A 16,279-nucleotide genomic window follows, 5' to 3' on the forward strand; every position below is an offset into this window, starting at 1 on the left:
TTAAATTGTAAAAATTAGGAATGTGGTTATGAAAGTTAGGCTATTAAGCGGTTTCTTTTCGGAGGCGGGCAACTGGAATGTTGAGTTGTTCACGGTATTTGGCAACGGTTCTTCGGGCAATATTATAGCCTTTTTCGTTTAGATATTCACAAATGCGTTCATCTGAAAAGGGCTTTATTTTGTCTTCGGAGCTAATTAGTTCTTGTATTAAGTTTTTAATTTCACGGTTGGATACTTCTTCGCCGCTTTCGGTGCTTATTCCTTCACTAAAAAAGAATTTTAGTTGTAAAATTCCCCAATCAGTTTGAACATACTTACTGTTGGCAACCCTACTGACGGTAGAAATATCCATTCCTAAATTCTCTGCTATATCTTTGAGAATCATTGGTTTAAGTTTTGAAATATCTCCTTTGGATAAAAAATATTCTTCTTGCTTAGCCACAATTTGTTTCATAGTTTCGGTGAGTGTGCTTCCTCTCTGCTTGATAGCTTCAATAAAAGTACGTGCAGATTCAAGTTTTTCTTGCAGATAATGCACCGTTTCTTTGGCTGCTTTATCTCCTTTCTTTGCTTTTTCTTGGCTTTCTTTCAGAATCTGTTGATACTGCTTGCTTAATTTTAAGTTGGGAGTTGTTTTTTTGTTAAGGTCTATCTGGATTTTGTTTTTTCCTGTTTCTTCATCATTTATTTTCAAGATAAAGTCAGGTATAATTTGATAATGTTTTTCACTTGCTTGGGATTCGCCCGGTTTTGGGTTTAGTTTTTTGATACGGGTATCAGCTTTTTGGTATTCTTCTTTGGTAAGGTTTAATTTGTGTTGGATTTTATCGAAATGTTTTTTGGAAAACTCATCCCAGCAGTTTCTAATAACTTTTTTAGCATGGTGTATTTCAAGGGTTTCCGGCATACGTTCTAATTGTAGTAAGAGACATTCTTGGAGCGTAGTGGCTCCAACGCCCGGCGGGTCAAATGTCTGGATTTGGTGAAGCACTTGCTCTACTTCGCTATCTTCAACAGTAATTCCCTTTAAAAAAGCTATATCATCCGTTATTTTGGTGATTTCTGTACGCAGGTAGCCGTCTTCATCAATGCTGCCTATAATTTGCAGTGCGATTTCATACTCAGTCTCGGTAAAGCTGGTCATTTCTACTTGCTCTAACAGTTTGTCATACAGCGTACTATATCCAACTATTGGTGCTTCATACTGCTCTGCATCGGGGTCATATTCCTGTTTGGTTTTGTAGTCGTATTCTTTATCATCTCGGTTTAATTCATCATAGCTTACTTCGTTGGAATTTTTGGTCTCTATGGAAGATTTTTCTTGGGTAGTCGGATAATCTTCAGCATTGTTTGTTTCGGAGGAGTCATCTGCTGGGGTGGAGTCTGAGGGTAATTCAAACATTTCATTATTCTGCAACTCTTCCGAAATACGGGATGATAATTCTGAAGTCGGGATTTGTAACAACTTGATATACTGAATTTGCTGGGGAGATAGCTTTTGGGAAAGCCGTTGCTGTAACGAAATCTTGCTCATATTGATGATGCTTTCTTACAAATATCCGTAAATTTAGGGGAATCTGCAAACCGCTATACTGTTTTGCACAAAAAAACGAGATTATGACTTAAAAATCTTTTTAAAAAAATCATTCTGATAAATAGATTCGTTGCACTCTGGCCGGAATTCCGGCCAAGATTTCGTAGGGAATAGTATTTGCTGCCTGAGCTACTTCTGTTACAGATTGAGATATTGATCCTTGCTTTCCAAATATCACTACTTCGTCGTTTTCTGTTATTCCCAAAATATCGGTTACGTCAATCATCAACATATCCATACAGATTCTACCCACAATTGGGGCAAAAGTTTCTCGCACAATCACTTTACCAATGCCATTACCTAAACACCGAGGAATGCCATCTGCATATCCGATTGGTACTGTGGCGATTACGCTGTCTCTTGCCAAAATCTCACTTCTGCCGTAACCCACACTTGTGCCTTTGGGATATTTGTGAATCTGGCCAATTCGGGATTTTAGACTGCCAATCTCCTGTAGCAAAGATGTATCAGCAAAAGGAGAAACTCCATACAAACCCAACCCCAACCGAACCATCTCAAAATGAGACTCTGGAAAAGCCAGTATCCCAGCAGTATTGGCAATATGCCGCAAAATATTCGGAAAATATGGCAAAAAACAAGCTGTAATCGCTTGAAACCTATCTATTTGGGAAACCGTAAATTGTTTTTCTTCAGGAATATCTGCCACGGCTAAATGAGAAAATATTCCTACCGGAATAATCTTAGGACTAATTCGTAACTGACTCAAGACTTCCGTAACATCTGATTCCGAAAACCCTAACCTCCCCATACCGGTATCAAATTCTATGTGAATAGACAATTCTTTGGGCTGATTTTGGGAGATTTTAACTAACTTATTTAATAATGAAAAAGACCAAACAGCTGGCTCTAAGTCATATTTCCAAAGTAATTCCAGCGCATTTGGGTCAGAATGAAGAACCATTATGGGGATTTTGATGCCCTGTAATCTAAGCTGGATAGCTTCATTGAGATAAGCTACGCCAATTGCCTGAAGTCCCTCAGAAATAAGTGCTTGTGCTATCTCGGTGCTTCCTGCCCCATAAGCACCGGCTTTTAGCATCACCATAATTTGAGCACTTGGAGACACATAGCGGCGAAATATCCGGTAATTCTGCCTTAAATAAGGTAACTGAATATGAAATGAAGACGTAGCCGGCCGTTGGGTCAAAAAAGGAATGATTTGCTCTAACTCAAATTTCCGCGCTCCTTTTATGAGTAAGACACTATTTACAAAGTCTTCATAATTTAATACCTTTGAAAACTGCTCAACGCTTTCATAGGTCAATAATTCCGGAAAGTCTTTGGCAACTCGGCAAAATACCGGGCCGATAAAGCGGCAATTTTCGGGAGGAATAATTGGCCGTATTTGCTGCAATAATTCTATGTGTTTTTGGATAGAATCTGCCCCAAGATGCTCAAAATCAGTTAATATTAACATCTTTTTTGCATTCTTGGGAAAATATTGTAGCCGAGAGATAGCATTCCAAAGAGAGGCAATATCGGCATTGTAACTATCATTAAGAATTACAATCTCTGGATTATCAGAAACCTGCTCTAAACGCATGGAAACCGAAGTGAGTTTTTCCAATTTATGGTATGCAAATGATAACCAGCTATTTATAGATATTTTGGGCTGAATAACGGGCTCTTGTATCACATAATAAGCCGCAACAAAGGCTAAAACTGCATTTTGAATAGCAGCAGAATCATTGAAAGGAATGGAAAAACAAAATGTTTCTTGGTTAAATAACAGCGATATATTGGTTTTGTTATCAGTTATTTGTGTTTTTACTTGCCAATCTGCCGGATAGCTATCGCTGATAAAAACCCATTTTTGAAGTTCTAAATAGTTTTGGTTTTCTATTAAAATAGGTTGTTTCCATGCGATAACCAATTTTGTTTGCTGAAAAAGCAGTAGTTTTTCTTGTAACTTTTGGGTTTCATGCTGAAATCCTTCCTGATGAGCGTCCCCAAAATGAGTAAGAATACCTATTGTTGGTTGAATCATTGCAGCTAAGTGATTCATTTCTTTGGTAGTAGAAATTCCGGCCTCAAAAACCCCCATCTCAGAGGTGGAATCTAACAATAACAAAGAAAGCGGTACTCCTAACTGAGAGTTATAGCTTCGGGGACTTTTGGTAATGTTCAGAAAATTAGCCAATAAATCTGTTATCCACTCTTTTACAATTGTTTTTCCATTACTTCCTGTGATAGCCAAAATGGGAATATCAAATTGTTTTCGGTGGTATTCTGCCCACATTTGTAGGGTCTGCAAGGGGTCGGGGGTCAAAAAATAATTGGCATCTGGGTAATTTAGCGGTTGTGTGCAGCAAAAATTGCGTACTCCTGCTCGGTATGCTTGATCTACAAACATCTGCCCGTCCCGAAAAAGTGTTTGTAAAGCCCAAAAAACAGACTGTTGTGGTCTGGTAATCAAACGGGTATCGTAGATAATCTCACTAAACAAAGCACTGCTCCCCGAATAATACCAGTTACCCACGTGCTTACGTTCTAAATATTTAGCAATCTTCTGAAAATCAAATATTTTCTGGATCATAACAGCTGATTTTGAAGGCTTCTAATTGGCTGGCGATGGCGAGGGAGTTTGTGAGCCGATTGAATTTATTTTGCCCGCCAAGCCTCCCTTTACTGCGCATATATTCGTTGCAAGCACCTGATTTTAGCGTAAAAAGTCTGGGAGAAAGCAAAATATTCCCTTTTCTCAGGTCGTCATAATACGGGTTTTGCTCTCGAAGCAAAATATCGAGGGTTGTTAAGAAATAAATTGGATCTAAGGGAGGATTTTCAAATTCTATAAACCAATCATGGCGAGAGCCGGTTTCTAAGACTAACGGAGCAACAGTGCAGTCTATCATTTTGCTTTGGGTTTTATTAAGTGCCTGTGTAAGAGCAGTATTAACTTCCTCTTCGATTATATGTTCCCCGAAAGCACTTAGGAATTGTTTTACCCGTCCGGATACACGGATTCGTGGTGGGTTTAAGGACGTAAAGCGCACCGTATCTCCAATATCGTATGCCCACAGACCGGCATTGGTACTGATAATCATTGCATATTGTGTATGTGTATTCACCTCGCCCAACCAGAGGCGCGGGGCATCCGGCTTTCCATACTCAGCTAACGGGATAAATTCGTAAGCTATTCCATTATCTGCCAAGAGCAGCAAATCCGGCTTATCAGGTTGGTCTTGAATAGCAAAAAAGCCTTCAGAAGCAGGAAAAGTTTCCAAAATAGTTACCTTTTGATTGAAATATTCATCAAACATAGGTTGGTATGGGCGAAAATCCACTCCGCCTTGCACATACAGAGAAAGGTTAGGCCAGAGTTGTAGCGGAGTTTTTCCGGTTTTTTGCTTCGCTAAGTCTAAAAACTGTAAAACCCAAGGCGGAATACCGGAAATAAACCGTAAATCAACCGTAAGTGCCTGTTTTAGGATAGTTTGTATTTTCTCTTCCCAGCCTTCTATGCAGTTAGTAGCATAATCTGGGATTTGATTTGTTTTTAAGTATGCCGGTATCCAATGGTTCACAATTCCGGAAAGCCGGCCTACCGGTATTTGGGAGGGAAGTTTTTCAAGTGCTGGAGAGCCGGATAAAAACAGCATTTTTCCGCCCAGAAAATCTGCTGAACCAGTATGATAAATTGCGCTCAACAATAAATCACGTGCCCCTCGAATGTGATTGGGAATGGATTCTGTGGAGATGGGTAAAAACTTTGCCCCTGCGGTAGTCCCTGACGTTTTAGCAAAATAACGTGCTTTTCCTTTCCATAAGACATTTAGCTCGCCGGCTTTGACGCGGTTTATCCAAGGTAAAAGATCTTCATAACTGCAAACCGGAACTCGTTTTTGGAAATCTGAAATACTTGTAATATTCTTAAAATCATGCTCTTGGCCAAAATGTGTATTTTTTCCTATAGCTATCAAATCTTTCCAAAGTTGCTGTTGAATTTCAAGGGCGTGTTTTCCCATATTGGTCAAACTCCGCACCCGCTGTGCTGCCCAAAGGCGTGCAATCCACTCTTTTATCCGCATAACTAAGCAAACATAGTTATTTTCGCTATATTCAAGGGACAGGAAAAAAGACTGACCCCAAAAACTGAATTTTACAATTTATAGACGAAATAAAACGTACTTACTCAAATTATCTCATCATCCAAACGGCAACCGGTAAATTGGATAAATTTCCAAATTTAACCCTAAAAATCCGAAAGGTTAAAAAACTGTTATTTAGTTTGCTGCCAGATTGTAACTTTGCAACAAAGAAATAATTCATGAATAAAAAGCGTTGGGTCTTTGGATTGGTTTTGTCCTTAACTTTAATCAGTTGCACCAAAACTTCTGGAAATGGAACGGTAAATCTAATACCTGCGGGAAAGGGTATTGCTGTTAAAATTCATTGCCAGCTAAAAAATATCCCTAACGACACACTTCGGATTTATGATTTATTTGCAGGGGTGGCCAATACAATTTCCTATTTACCGGTAAATTCAGCCACAAATACAATCCAGTTGGATGCGCGGATACCTTGCACCGGAATCTATTCAGTAGGGTTTTCTGAGCAAAATACGCGGATATTGGTGCTGGGAGATAAAGAAATAACTTTAACCGGTGATGCTGTAGATATGAAAAGTACTGTAACCCAAAATGCACCTTTAAATCAAGAATATGAGGCATTTGTGAAACAGCTTAGTGCCTTTCAATCCCAATATTCTCCACTGAATCAAAAACTTACGGAATTGAGTGCTAACCAAACTACCCTAAATCCGGAAATTGAAGTGATTACCAAAAGTATTGACTCCATAAAAAAGGCGGAGGCCGGTTTTTTGGAGGTAAAGCTCAAGGAAAAAAATTTATCGGCACACTTGCCAGCATCTATTACTTTCCACCGTTTCATAGCAAGCCAGAGCATAGTATCTATAAAGATGAATTAGATTATATTCAAAAACAATTTATAGCACACATAAATTATCCGGATTCAGCCTTGGGCTATATTCCTGTTTTTGGGGAAAAGATTACCTATTTCGCTTCCTTTTTAATGCAACGTGGTATTCCTGCCGAAGAGATATTGGAGTTATTTATGGGATATGTAAAAAACATTCCTGCCGGAACAAAATCCCGCGCACAGTTTTACTTTTCCTTACTGATAGCATCTGAGCGGGGAAACCAAGAGTTGTTTGCATTAGTAGGAGAGAAGTATGTACAGGAATTTCCTAACGGATATAAAGTTGCAGAGCTAAAGCAGATAATAACACCTCTTCTAAAAATTAGAATTGGAGGCATAGTACCGGAAATTGACTTAAAAGACACCGAAGGCCAAACGATTAAACTATCACAGCTAAAAGGAAAGGTTGTTTTATTAGACTTTTGGGCAAGTTGGTGCGGTCCTTGCCGTAAAGAGAATCCCAATGTCGTGAAATTGTATAATCAATACAAAAGTAAAGGATTTGAGATACTGGGAGTTAGCTTAGATACAGATAAAGCTAAGTGGAAGAGTGCCATAGAGCAAGACGGCCTTACTTGGAAGCACGTCAGTGACTTGGGTGGCTGGCGGTCTTCAGCAGCACAACTTTACGGTGTATCTTCTATTCCTGCAACGTTCTTGCTCGATAAAGAAGGAAAACTTATCGCCAAAGGCTTGCGTGGGCAAGCACTCGAAAACAAATTGGCCGAATTACTTAAATAGCTTCTAATCTATTTTTGATATGTTTCAAAAACTTTCTGATAAAACCCTATTCATACTAATGGCACTATTGCTGGTGCCAACAATAATTGGCAGCTTCTTTTTTAGAGCAAAATTCAATAGCTCGCATGATAAACAGCAAAGAATATTAGTCTCCCAAGAATTAAAATATCGAGTTGCTGCAATAGGATTACAGGTTGAAAAATGGAGACTAAATGAAAAATCGAATAGCTTATCCAACCAAGTTTATCCCATATTTGACGAAATAAATACCCTCTTAAAAGCACTTCAGTACGGAGGGCGTTTTCAAAACATATCTACTATCGAAGAAATACTTCCTCCCGAAATTGATACTAAACTGAAAAAAACCAAAGAACAATTAACTGCTTATGAGACAAATGTCAAAAATCTTTGGCGAATTGCCTCCGAACCAGCCGACTCTAATACCGATAAATCAACTCTGTTTCTGGAAGAAAAAGCACAGCTAAACCAATCTTTAACAAGCTGCACCGAGAGTATTCAAGAAATATCAGGAGACTTAAATACTCTTGCACAGCAAGAGCTGACTTTCTCAGGCAGAGTCATCATTTTTCAAATTATTATTTTGTTCGTTATATGCTTGTTTGTATTTATCCTCTTTAAAAGAATCCAAGCATTTGAAGCAAATGATTTATTTTACCAAGCAGATGCCTTAACGAAGCAAGAGAATTTGAATAAAATTATTGATTTTATCAAGCAAATATCCGTAAAAAATTACTCGGCATCGTACTCAAATGATGATATATTAGGCACCGAGCTAATCATGATGAGAGATAATTTAGCTAAATCTGAAATATCAATAGACCAAACAATCAGTGGGTTAGAAGATACAAAAAAGAACTTAGAAGATAAAAACTTTCAGTTACAGCAAGCTGAAGAAGAGATGCGTGTTTTAAACGAAGAATTATCTATTCGGCAGCGGTATATTGAAGAGCAAAATTCTACCCGCATAAATGTAGTTAAGTTAGATGAGTTTTTGCGTTCAAATTTCAATAAAGATTTAACAGAGTTTGGGGACCTGCTCATGGCCGAGATGGCAAAGCAAACAGGTTGCGCCCAAGCAATTTTATACATCATTTCTGCCTATGAATCTACCACATTAGAGTTAGTTGGAGGCTATGCCTGCGAAAGAGACAAACTTTCAAAAACCGTCAAATTAGGCGAAGGCTTGATAGGTCAGGCAGCTAAATCATTGAAATTTATGGAGTTTTCAAATATAAAATCTAACTATACCTCACTTTCTACGGGTCTTGTTTCGATAACTCCATACGCAATCATTATCGTTCCTTTAGAGCAAAACGGAATCCCGCAAGGGGCAATAGAACTTTCTTTTATGGAACAACCTACAGAGCAAACCATCCAATTCCTGAAAGCATGTAACCAAAGTATCAGCTCCATCTTGATAAACATCGTAAATACTTCCAGAACCAAGCGTTTATTAGAAGAATATCAGCATATTAGCGAGCAACTGCAAGCCCAAACAGAAGAGCTACGCCAAAATGCAGAAGAAATGCTTGCCACACAAGAAGAATTTAAAAGAACCAGAGACGAAGAGATACGTAAGTTTGAACGAGAAATCAATGAATTAAAATCTCAATTAGAAAAATATCAGGAAAATTCCTGACAAAGAGCCTGTTGTGTGTCGAGTATCTGAATAGATACATAGCTCAAAAAATATGTAACTTTGTGGAGTTTGTTTTACTATGAATACAGTAACTTTTCGTGGTGCGGATAGGATGTTTGCTTTTGAGGAATCTCAGACCTTAGCTATGGCGCGCCGAGTCAGAGAGCTAAAGGCTGCCGGAAAATCCATTTTTTCCCTAACCTTAGGTGAGCCGGATTTCGACACCCCCCAGCATATTAAGCAGGCTGCTGTTATTGCCTTAGAAAAAGGCTATACTAAGTACCCACCGGTTCCCGGAATACCGGAACTCAGAACATCGGTAGCTAACTGGTTATCAAACCTAACCGGAGCAAATTACATTGACCAAGAAGTTGTTATATCCACAGGAGCTAAACAATCTTTGGTAAATGCCGTCATGTCCTTAGTAAACCCAGGCGATGAAGTTATTATTCCTACACCTTGTTGGGTTTCTTACATAGATATGGTCAAGATGGCCGGCGGAAAAATAATTATGGTAGAAACCAGTGTAGAAAATGACTATAAACTTACCCCTGAGCAGCTAAGTGCTGCTATCACTCCCCAGACCCGCTTACTTATGACCAGCTCCCCCTCAAACCCTACCGGCTGTGTCTATTCCCAAAATGAGCTACAAGGATTAGCCGAAGTGCTACTTCGTTATCCGAATTGTTTTGTGATTTCTGATGAAATTTATTCCTTAATTTCCTATGACACAACGGCTGCCAGCATAGCTGGAATCAAGGGAATGAAGGAAAAAACCATTACGATAAGCGGTGTTTCAAAGGCATTTGCGATGACTGGGTGGCGGATAGGCTTTATGGCTGCTCCTGTTTGGATAGCTAAGTTATGCGAAAAATACCAAGGCCAGATAACCTCCGGAGCCAATATCATCGCTCAATACGCAGCCTTAGAAGCCATTACGGCAGATTTAACGCCAACTTACCGAATGGTATCCGAATTTAAAAAACGCCGCGATGCAGGAATACAGCAGATTAAGAACAATTTGCCAAACTGGGTTATCAATAAGCCGGAAGGCGCATTTTATTTTTACCCTGAAATTTCTGCCATTTTTGGAAAACAAACTCCAAACGGAAAAGTAATTGCCAATCCGGATGATTTTACTGAATTTCTTTTAGAGGAGGCCGGCGTGGCTGTAGTTTCCGGAACAGCATTTGGAACCAACAGCCACATACGCTTATCCTACGCTTGCTCTGTAGAAATGCTCTCAGAAGCTATTCAGAAAATAGCTCAAGCACAAAGCCGCCTACATTAAGGTTCAATAAAATTAAAATCAGTACACTCCGTAATTTTTCAGTACACAGTTAGGAATTAACTTTTCAGGCGAATATTTAGTATTTTCATCTTTTTATTGGTAAAGCTATTAAATTAGTTGGCAAATTTGCAGAATATTGTACTTTACCATATCGTACACTATTTTTGTACTAAGTTGGTTGTTTTTTTATGAGTGCTTCAAGTAGAGTTTGGCTTATTTTAGGCTTTTTAGTGATGCTATCGTTCAATACGATGACAGCGGTGGCCTCACACTTGATGGGACTGGATATTACCTATCGTTGCTTAGGCAACGGACGTATCCGGATTTTTGTAAAAGTATATCGAGATTGTGGCGGTATCGGTTTTTCTGACCCTCCGGACGTAGTAAGCGATCTTGTGTTGCAAGGTATCGGGGGTGGGTGCGTTATGCCTACACCGATGAACCCGAATTGGGTAAAAGTGGTAAACCCCAGAGAAGTAACCCCAGTATGTGCCGGCACAGTAACAGAATGTAATGGCGGCAGTGTAAAAGGAGTAGAAGAATGGTGGTATCGCCGAGATTATGACTTTACAAATGCAAATTGCGCTAAATACCGAGTAGTTACAGGAACTTGCTGCCGAAACTCATCCATAAACACAATCGTAAGCCCGGGAGGTGCAGGTCTATATTCCCCGGTTACTATTATTAATCCAAATTATTGCAATAACCCTCCGGGAGATCCAGCAAACAACTCATCCCCCCAATTTTCAACCCCCCCAATCCCTTATATTTGTGTTAATCAGTTATTTACATTTAACCAAGGAGCAGTAGATATTGATGGAGATTCTTTAGTTTATCGTTTAGGTACTTGTTTTGATACTCAAACTCAGCCTATTCAATACGGAGGCGGCTACAATCCGATTACACACCCTATTAATGGAACTACAACTATAAACTCCAGAACGGGCGATATTACGATGTTTTCTACGGTCCAGCATACCGCCATTATCTGTGTGTATGTAGATGAATATCGAAATGGTACTTTAATTGGTTCTGTTATGCGTGATATTCAGGTTACATTCATATCTTGTGGATCAAACCGCATTCCAAATTTAACGGGTATTAATGGAAACGGCCAATTTATAGATACCATTTGTGCCGGAGTTCCATATTGTATCAATATTCCTTCGGTTGATTCTAATAATAGTTTAATAAAATTAACCGCTACATCATCTATTCCGGGTGGCGTTTTTACCGCTGACACGGGTTATACCGCTAGTCCGACGGCAACATTTTGCTGGACACCCAATTTGGCAGATGCTCGCCCCAGTTTGTGGACTCTTACGGTAGAAGCAAGAGATAATTACTGTCCCTTAAATGGCATAAATCAATATTCATTTAGCTTTTTGGTTACTGGAGGCTTTACCCCGAATGATACAACTACTGCAGCTTGTAATGTAGTTACTTTTGATGCAAATCCGGTAGGCACAAATCCTGCTGCTACTTATACATACAGTTGGTCAGGGCCTTCGGGGTTATCTTCAAATCCTGCCCGAAATCAAAAGACATTTTCACATACATATCCCGGTTCAGGGAGCTATCGTTATTATCTTACTATTACAGATAATGCAGGATGTTCTGTAACGGATAGTGGTTTTGCAGTTGTAGCGCCTCCTCCTAATGCAAATGCAGGTAACGATATTACGATTTGTCCAAATGGTTCTGGGCAATTAGGTCATCCACCAGTACCCGGATATACCTACACATGGTCTCCGGCAACTGGACTTAGCAGTACGGCTGTTGCTAACCCAACTGTTTCTTTGGCTAATCCCGGCACGAGCCCAATTACACGATCTTATATCTTAGTTGTATTTGATGGAAATTGTACCTTTAATGATACAGTGGTTGTTACCGTGAACAATCGTAAACAAAGCACGATAACCGGAGATTCTGTTGTTTGCTTTGGTGATACAGCAATGATAACGGCAAATGCTGGGCTACGCTACTTATGGAGCACCGGAGACAGTACCCGAACAATCCGAGTTGCACCTTCAGCAACAAGCAGTTTTTCTGTTACAGTTACAGATTCAGCAGGTTGCGTAGGGCTACCCGCCACTAAATCTGTATCAGTTATTCCCAAAGCTATTACGAACATTGTTGGCAATTTGTCAATTTGTACTGGAGATTCTACGGTCTTAACTGCCTCAGGTGGAACATCATATATATGGCAGCCGGGAGGCATAACCTCGGCAAGTATTACCGTAAGCCCAACGGCAAATACAGTTTATACGGCTACTGCTTCAAATGGTACTTGTACCGGTGTACCTCAATCTGTAACCGTTTCGGTTAAGCCTCTTCCGAATGCAACGTTTACTACCTCAACAGCCTTTACGGGTATTGGGGATACAATACTAATAACCTACACAGGTGCCGAAGACACCTCAATTGCTATCCCGTTGTGGAACTTTGGGAATGCAACAATAGTAAGTGGTTCTGGATGGGGGCCTTATATTATCAGCTATCCGGATAGCGGCTTAAAGACAATTTGGCTTACGGTTAATTTGAATGCTTGTTTGTCTTCCTTCAATTCTAATGTAGGAATCGTTGCACCTCCTATTGCCGATGCCGGGCCTGATTTATCATTTTGCTCTAACCGTCCGGGCGTTATGCTGCAGGGTTCTGCAATAGGCAGTACCGGATGCTCACTTGTGTATCAATGGCTTCCTACTACCGGTTTATCAGATCCTACTTCGCCAAATCCAATAGCTAACCCTTCTGTTACTACAAAATACTATTTGCAAGTTTCTTGTGGGCGTTTTGTAAGTAACATGGATTCTGTTATTGTTTATGTTAATGCTCCTCCTACGGCCATTGTAACACAAAGTTTTGTAAATATGTGTTTTGGTTTGGGTGGGGTAGCTTTACCCGGTGGATATAGCGGGGGTAGCGGGGCAGTTTCATATCGCTGGTCGCCGGCAAATGGCCTTAGCAGTGCCTTTATCCCAAATCCAATAGCTAACCCTACCGTAACAACGGATTATTATCTTACTGTAACAGATTCATTTGGCTGTAGTTCTGATTCTGCAAAAGTTACTGTAAACGTACACCAAGTTCCGGTGGCTAATGCCGGCCCAGACCAATATATTTGTTCCGGTACGGGGCAAGGTGTATTCCTGCAAGGAAGTGTTTCCGGTGGTTTTGGAAGCTATGAATATCTGTGGTTACCATCTGCCGGTATTGACAGCACTTCTCAAACACCGTTTGTGCGCCCAGATACAACAACAATTTATACATTGGTTGTAAAATCAAACTTTTCCGGCTGCATGAGCGATAGAACAACCTTAGACACACTGGCAACCGTTACGGTTCATGTAGTACCCGGAGCTATTGCCAATGCAGGGCAAGACACCTCTATTTGTGAAGGTGGAAGCGTTCAAATTGGTGATTTACCAGTTGGAGGCGGCCCTACTTATGCTTATGAATGGACACCAACTATAGGACTTAGCTCCAGCACAGTAATGAGGCCGTTTGCCTCACCTGCTTTCACTACGACGTATTTTATGACGGTCATTACCAATGGTTGCCGAAGTATAGCAGATTCTGTTACTGTTACAGTAAATCCACGTCCAACAATTAATGCGGGTGCTACAGTTTCTATTTGCCCGAAAGATAGCGTACAGCTAAATCCGACTGTAACAGTACCCGGTATTCCCGGCGCATCAGTAACATATCGTTGGGTTCCGGGATATGGGCTTTCGGATTCTACGATTCTCAACCCTAAAGCTTCGCCAAGCGTAACTACTACATATCAGCTTTTTGCCGCTTACAAAGGATGTGAGTCTGTCGGCAGCAGCATTTTAGTACAAGTATTAGAAGCTCCGTTAGTAGATGCAGACACCACAAACTCACCATTTGGACTATCAATGTGCCAATATTCCGGCTTTGTAGTCTTGCCGGCTAAAATCACATCTTCTGTGCAGCCCGTTTCTTTTTATTGGACACCGAGTACAGGGCTAAGCAATCCCAATGCTCTCAATCCAATCGCCCGTCCGAATGAAAGTACAGTTTATACATTGGTAGCAACATTGGGGAGTTGTACGGTTTCTGATACAGTGATAGTAGCGGTAATACCCTCCATAGATGCGAACATAACTGCTTCGGCAACAACAATTTGCAGAGGTGAATCAGTAACGATGTCCACGCCGGCAGGTATAGGCGGAGAGATATTTACTTGGTCGCCGGCGGAAGGGTTAAACACTACTATCGCCCGTGAAGTAATTGCAACACCAATGTTCCCAACACTTTATACAGTAGTTGCCCAAATTGGAGAATGTGCAGACACAAGTACTATTTTCATTGACGTACAGCCACGCCCTAAAGCTAAATTCGTGAATACCTACGATGACGGCTGCCGCGGACTTTCTGTTTCATTCATAGATCAAAGCATTGAAGGTGAAAATCTATTTTGGGATTTTGGAGACGGAACCCCGATTGTTAATTCAAGGAACCCTATTCACGTATTTCAAACAGCCGGCACCTATCAAGTTACATTAATCGCACAAGCCATAGGCGGTTGTAGAGATACCTTTAAGAGCGAATCGTTGGTCATCATTGGCCAAGATCTTGATGCCTACTTTGTTTCTACTCCGGAACTTCCTTTTGAGGCTTATCTGCCAGGTATTAATATTGCTTTCCGCGATTCTACTCACGGAAGCGTGCATTGGCTTTGGAACTTTGGGGACGGCTTAAAAGCCGAAGGCAGGGAAGTAGCTCATACCTATGAGTATCCGGGAGAATATATGGTAACACTTTACACCATGAGCATCGAAGGCTGTACAGACACCATTACCCGTGGCCCCTATATCGTTAAAGCACCAGAATTTACAATACCTAACGTATTCACGCCAAATGGAGACGGTATTAATGACGTTTTCTATGTTAGTTATGAAGGAAAAGAATCTTTCGAAATGCTGATATTTGACCGATGGGGAAATCGGATGTACACAACAACAACCTCCGGAAAAGCAGGTGGCTGGTATGGAAATATCAACACCGGCAGCCAAAAAGCCCCAGAGGGAACATATTATTACGTCGTTAAAATAGGAGACAAGGTTTACAAAGAATCACTTACTTTACTGCGATAAGAAAGATAAAACCTAAAAAAGGGAGAAGATGTGAAAAATCCTCTCCCTTTTTTACCTAAAAATACTAAAAAATACCCGTATTTTTTAAGTATGCAGAAGGGTAGATTACTCCAATACTAAATCTCTGTGGATTGGTTCACTTAGGGAAATAAAAGTTTCGGTTCTTTGAACGCCAGCAATACCTTGTATTTTATCATTTAGTACCTCCCGTAGATGTTTCGTATCTCTGCAATAAAGTTTGGCAAACATACTGTAAATCCCGGTGGTAAAGTGTAGCTCAATAATTTCCGGAATGAGCCGAATCTGCTCTAAGGCTTCTTTATAGGCAGAGCCGCGTTCTAAGTAGATTCCCAAAAAAGCGCATATATCATAGCCTAATGCTTCCGGAGAAACGACCAACTTTGACCCGATAATTAGACCTGCTTGTTCCATCTTGTTCATACGCACATGAATAGTGCCCCCAGAAACCCCTAATATCCTAGCAATTTCGGTATAAGCAACTGATGCGTCTTTCATCATTATCAAAAGAATAGAGCGATCTAAGTCGTCTAAAACATATTGTTCAGACATTATATTTAGATTAAAAAGAATAAATCAATGTAAAAGTCGCCCTATATAATTTTATTGAATTAAAGAGGCGCAAATTTACGGGATTTTTTGAAAATCATAATAAAAATACCTAAGTGCACGACAAAAATTTAGGTTTTTGGTTCAGAAAGTATGATGAAGTTTTTGGCAATAAAGACTAATACGATAATGATATTTTAATTAGACCAAAATGTATCTATATTCATATATTTGAATGTGCATATAGACATTACCATTTGAGGGCTTAGGTTCTTTATTGCTTGGTCAAAGAATGTGCTGATTTGTTCTAAATTTTCGAAATGTTTATTGGTAAACTTTCT

8 protein-coding genes and 1 pseudogene are annotated in these 16,279 nt (G+C 40.0%); 5 read left to right on the top strand and 4 right to left on the bottom strand.

The window, feature by feature from the left end; all coding sequences use genetic code 11:
• Positions 1-43: 43 nt before the first annotated feature.
• The 3 genes from rpoN to LC115_11380 all read right to left on the bottom strand — a co-directional run bounded on the left by rpoN (position 44) and on the right by LC115_11380 (position 5,646).
• Positions 44-1,534: an RNA polymerase factor sigma-54 gene (gene rpoN / locus LC115_11370; protein ID MCZ2357264.1), complete on the bottom strand. Its 1,491-nt coding sequence runs from the start codon at positions 1,532-1,534 to the stop codon at positions 44-46.
• Between the two features lie 109 nt (positions 1,535-1,643).
• Positions 1,644-4,151 carry an alanine racemase gene (gene alr / locus LC115_11375; GenBank protein ID MCZ2357265.1) on the bottom strand — a complete coding sequence of 836 codons (2,508 nt, stop codon included), beginning with the start codon at positions 4,149-4,151 and terminating at the stop codon, positions 1,644-1,646.
• Positions 4,132-5,646 carry a GH3 auxin-responsive promoter family protein gene (locus LC115_11380; GenBank protein MCZ2357266.1) on the bottom strand — a complete coding sequence of 505 codons (1,515 nt, stop codon included), beginning with the start codon at positions 5,644-5,646 and terminating at the stop codon, positions 4,132-4,134. The genes alr and LC115_11380 overlap by 20 nt, the downstream gene beginning before the upstream one ends.
• A 239-nt stretch (positions 5,647-5,885) precedes the next feature.
• Between LC115_11380 and LC115_11385 the strand changes: the two genes are divergently transcribed.
• The 5 genes and pseudogenes from LC115_11385 (at position 5,886) to LC115_11405 (ending at position 15,371) form a co-directional block, all read left to right on the top strand.
• A complete protein-coding gene (locus tag LC115_11385; GenBank protein ID MCZ2357267.1) occupies positions 5,886-6,545 on the top strand; it encodes a hypothetical protein in 660 nt (219 codons plus the stop codon).
• A gap of 353 nt (positions 6,546-6,898) precedes the next feature.
• Positions 6,899-7,297: pseudogene (locus LC115_11390) on the top strand (TlpA family protein disulfide reductase).
• Between the two features lie 58 nt (positions 7,298-7,355).
• On the top strand, positions 7,356-8,957 hold the full coding sequence (locus LC115_11395) for a hypothetical protein (protein MCZ2357268.1): 1,602 nt from the start codon (positions 7,356-7,358) through the stop codon (positions 8,955-8,957).
• Positions 8,958-9,036: 79 nt separating this feature from the next.
• Complete coding sequence (locus tag LC115_11400) at positions 9,037-10,248, top strand: pyridoxal phosphate-dependent aminotransferase (protein MCZ2357269.1); 1,212 nt, start codon at positions 9,037-9,039, stop codon at positions 10,246-10,248.
• 188 nt (positions 10,249-10,436) lie between these two features.
• Positions 10,437-15,371 (top strand): gliding motility-associated C-terminal domain-containing protein, encoded by a 4,935-nt coding sequence (locus LC115_11405; protein MCZ2357270.1) that lies wholly within the window; start codon positions 10,437-10,439, stop codon positions 15,369-15,371.
• Positions 15,372-15,476: 105 nt separating this feature from the next.
• Here LC115_11405 and LC115_11410 read toward each other — a convergent pair whose 3' ends face one another.
• Positions 15,477-15,941, bottom strand: coding sequence for an Lrp/AsnC ligand binding domain-containing protein (locus LC115_11410; GenBank protein MCZ2357271.1), 465 nt, complete (start codon positions 15,939-15,941; stop codon positions 15,477-15,479).
• Between the last annotated feature and the right edge of the window lie 338 nt (positions 15,942-16,279).

The organism is Bacteroidia bacterium, assembly GCA_026932145.1.
Lineage (GTDB): Bacteria > Bacteroidota > Bacteroidia > J057 > JAIXKT01 > JAIXKT01.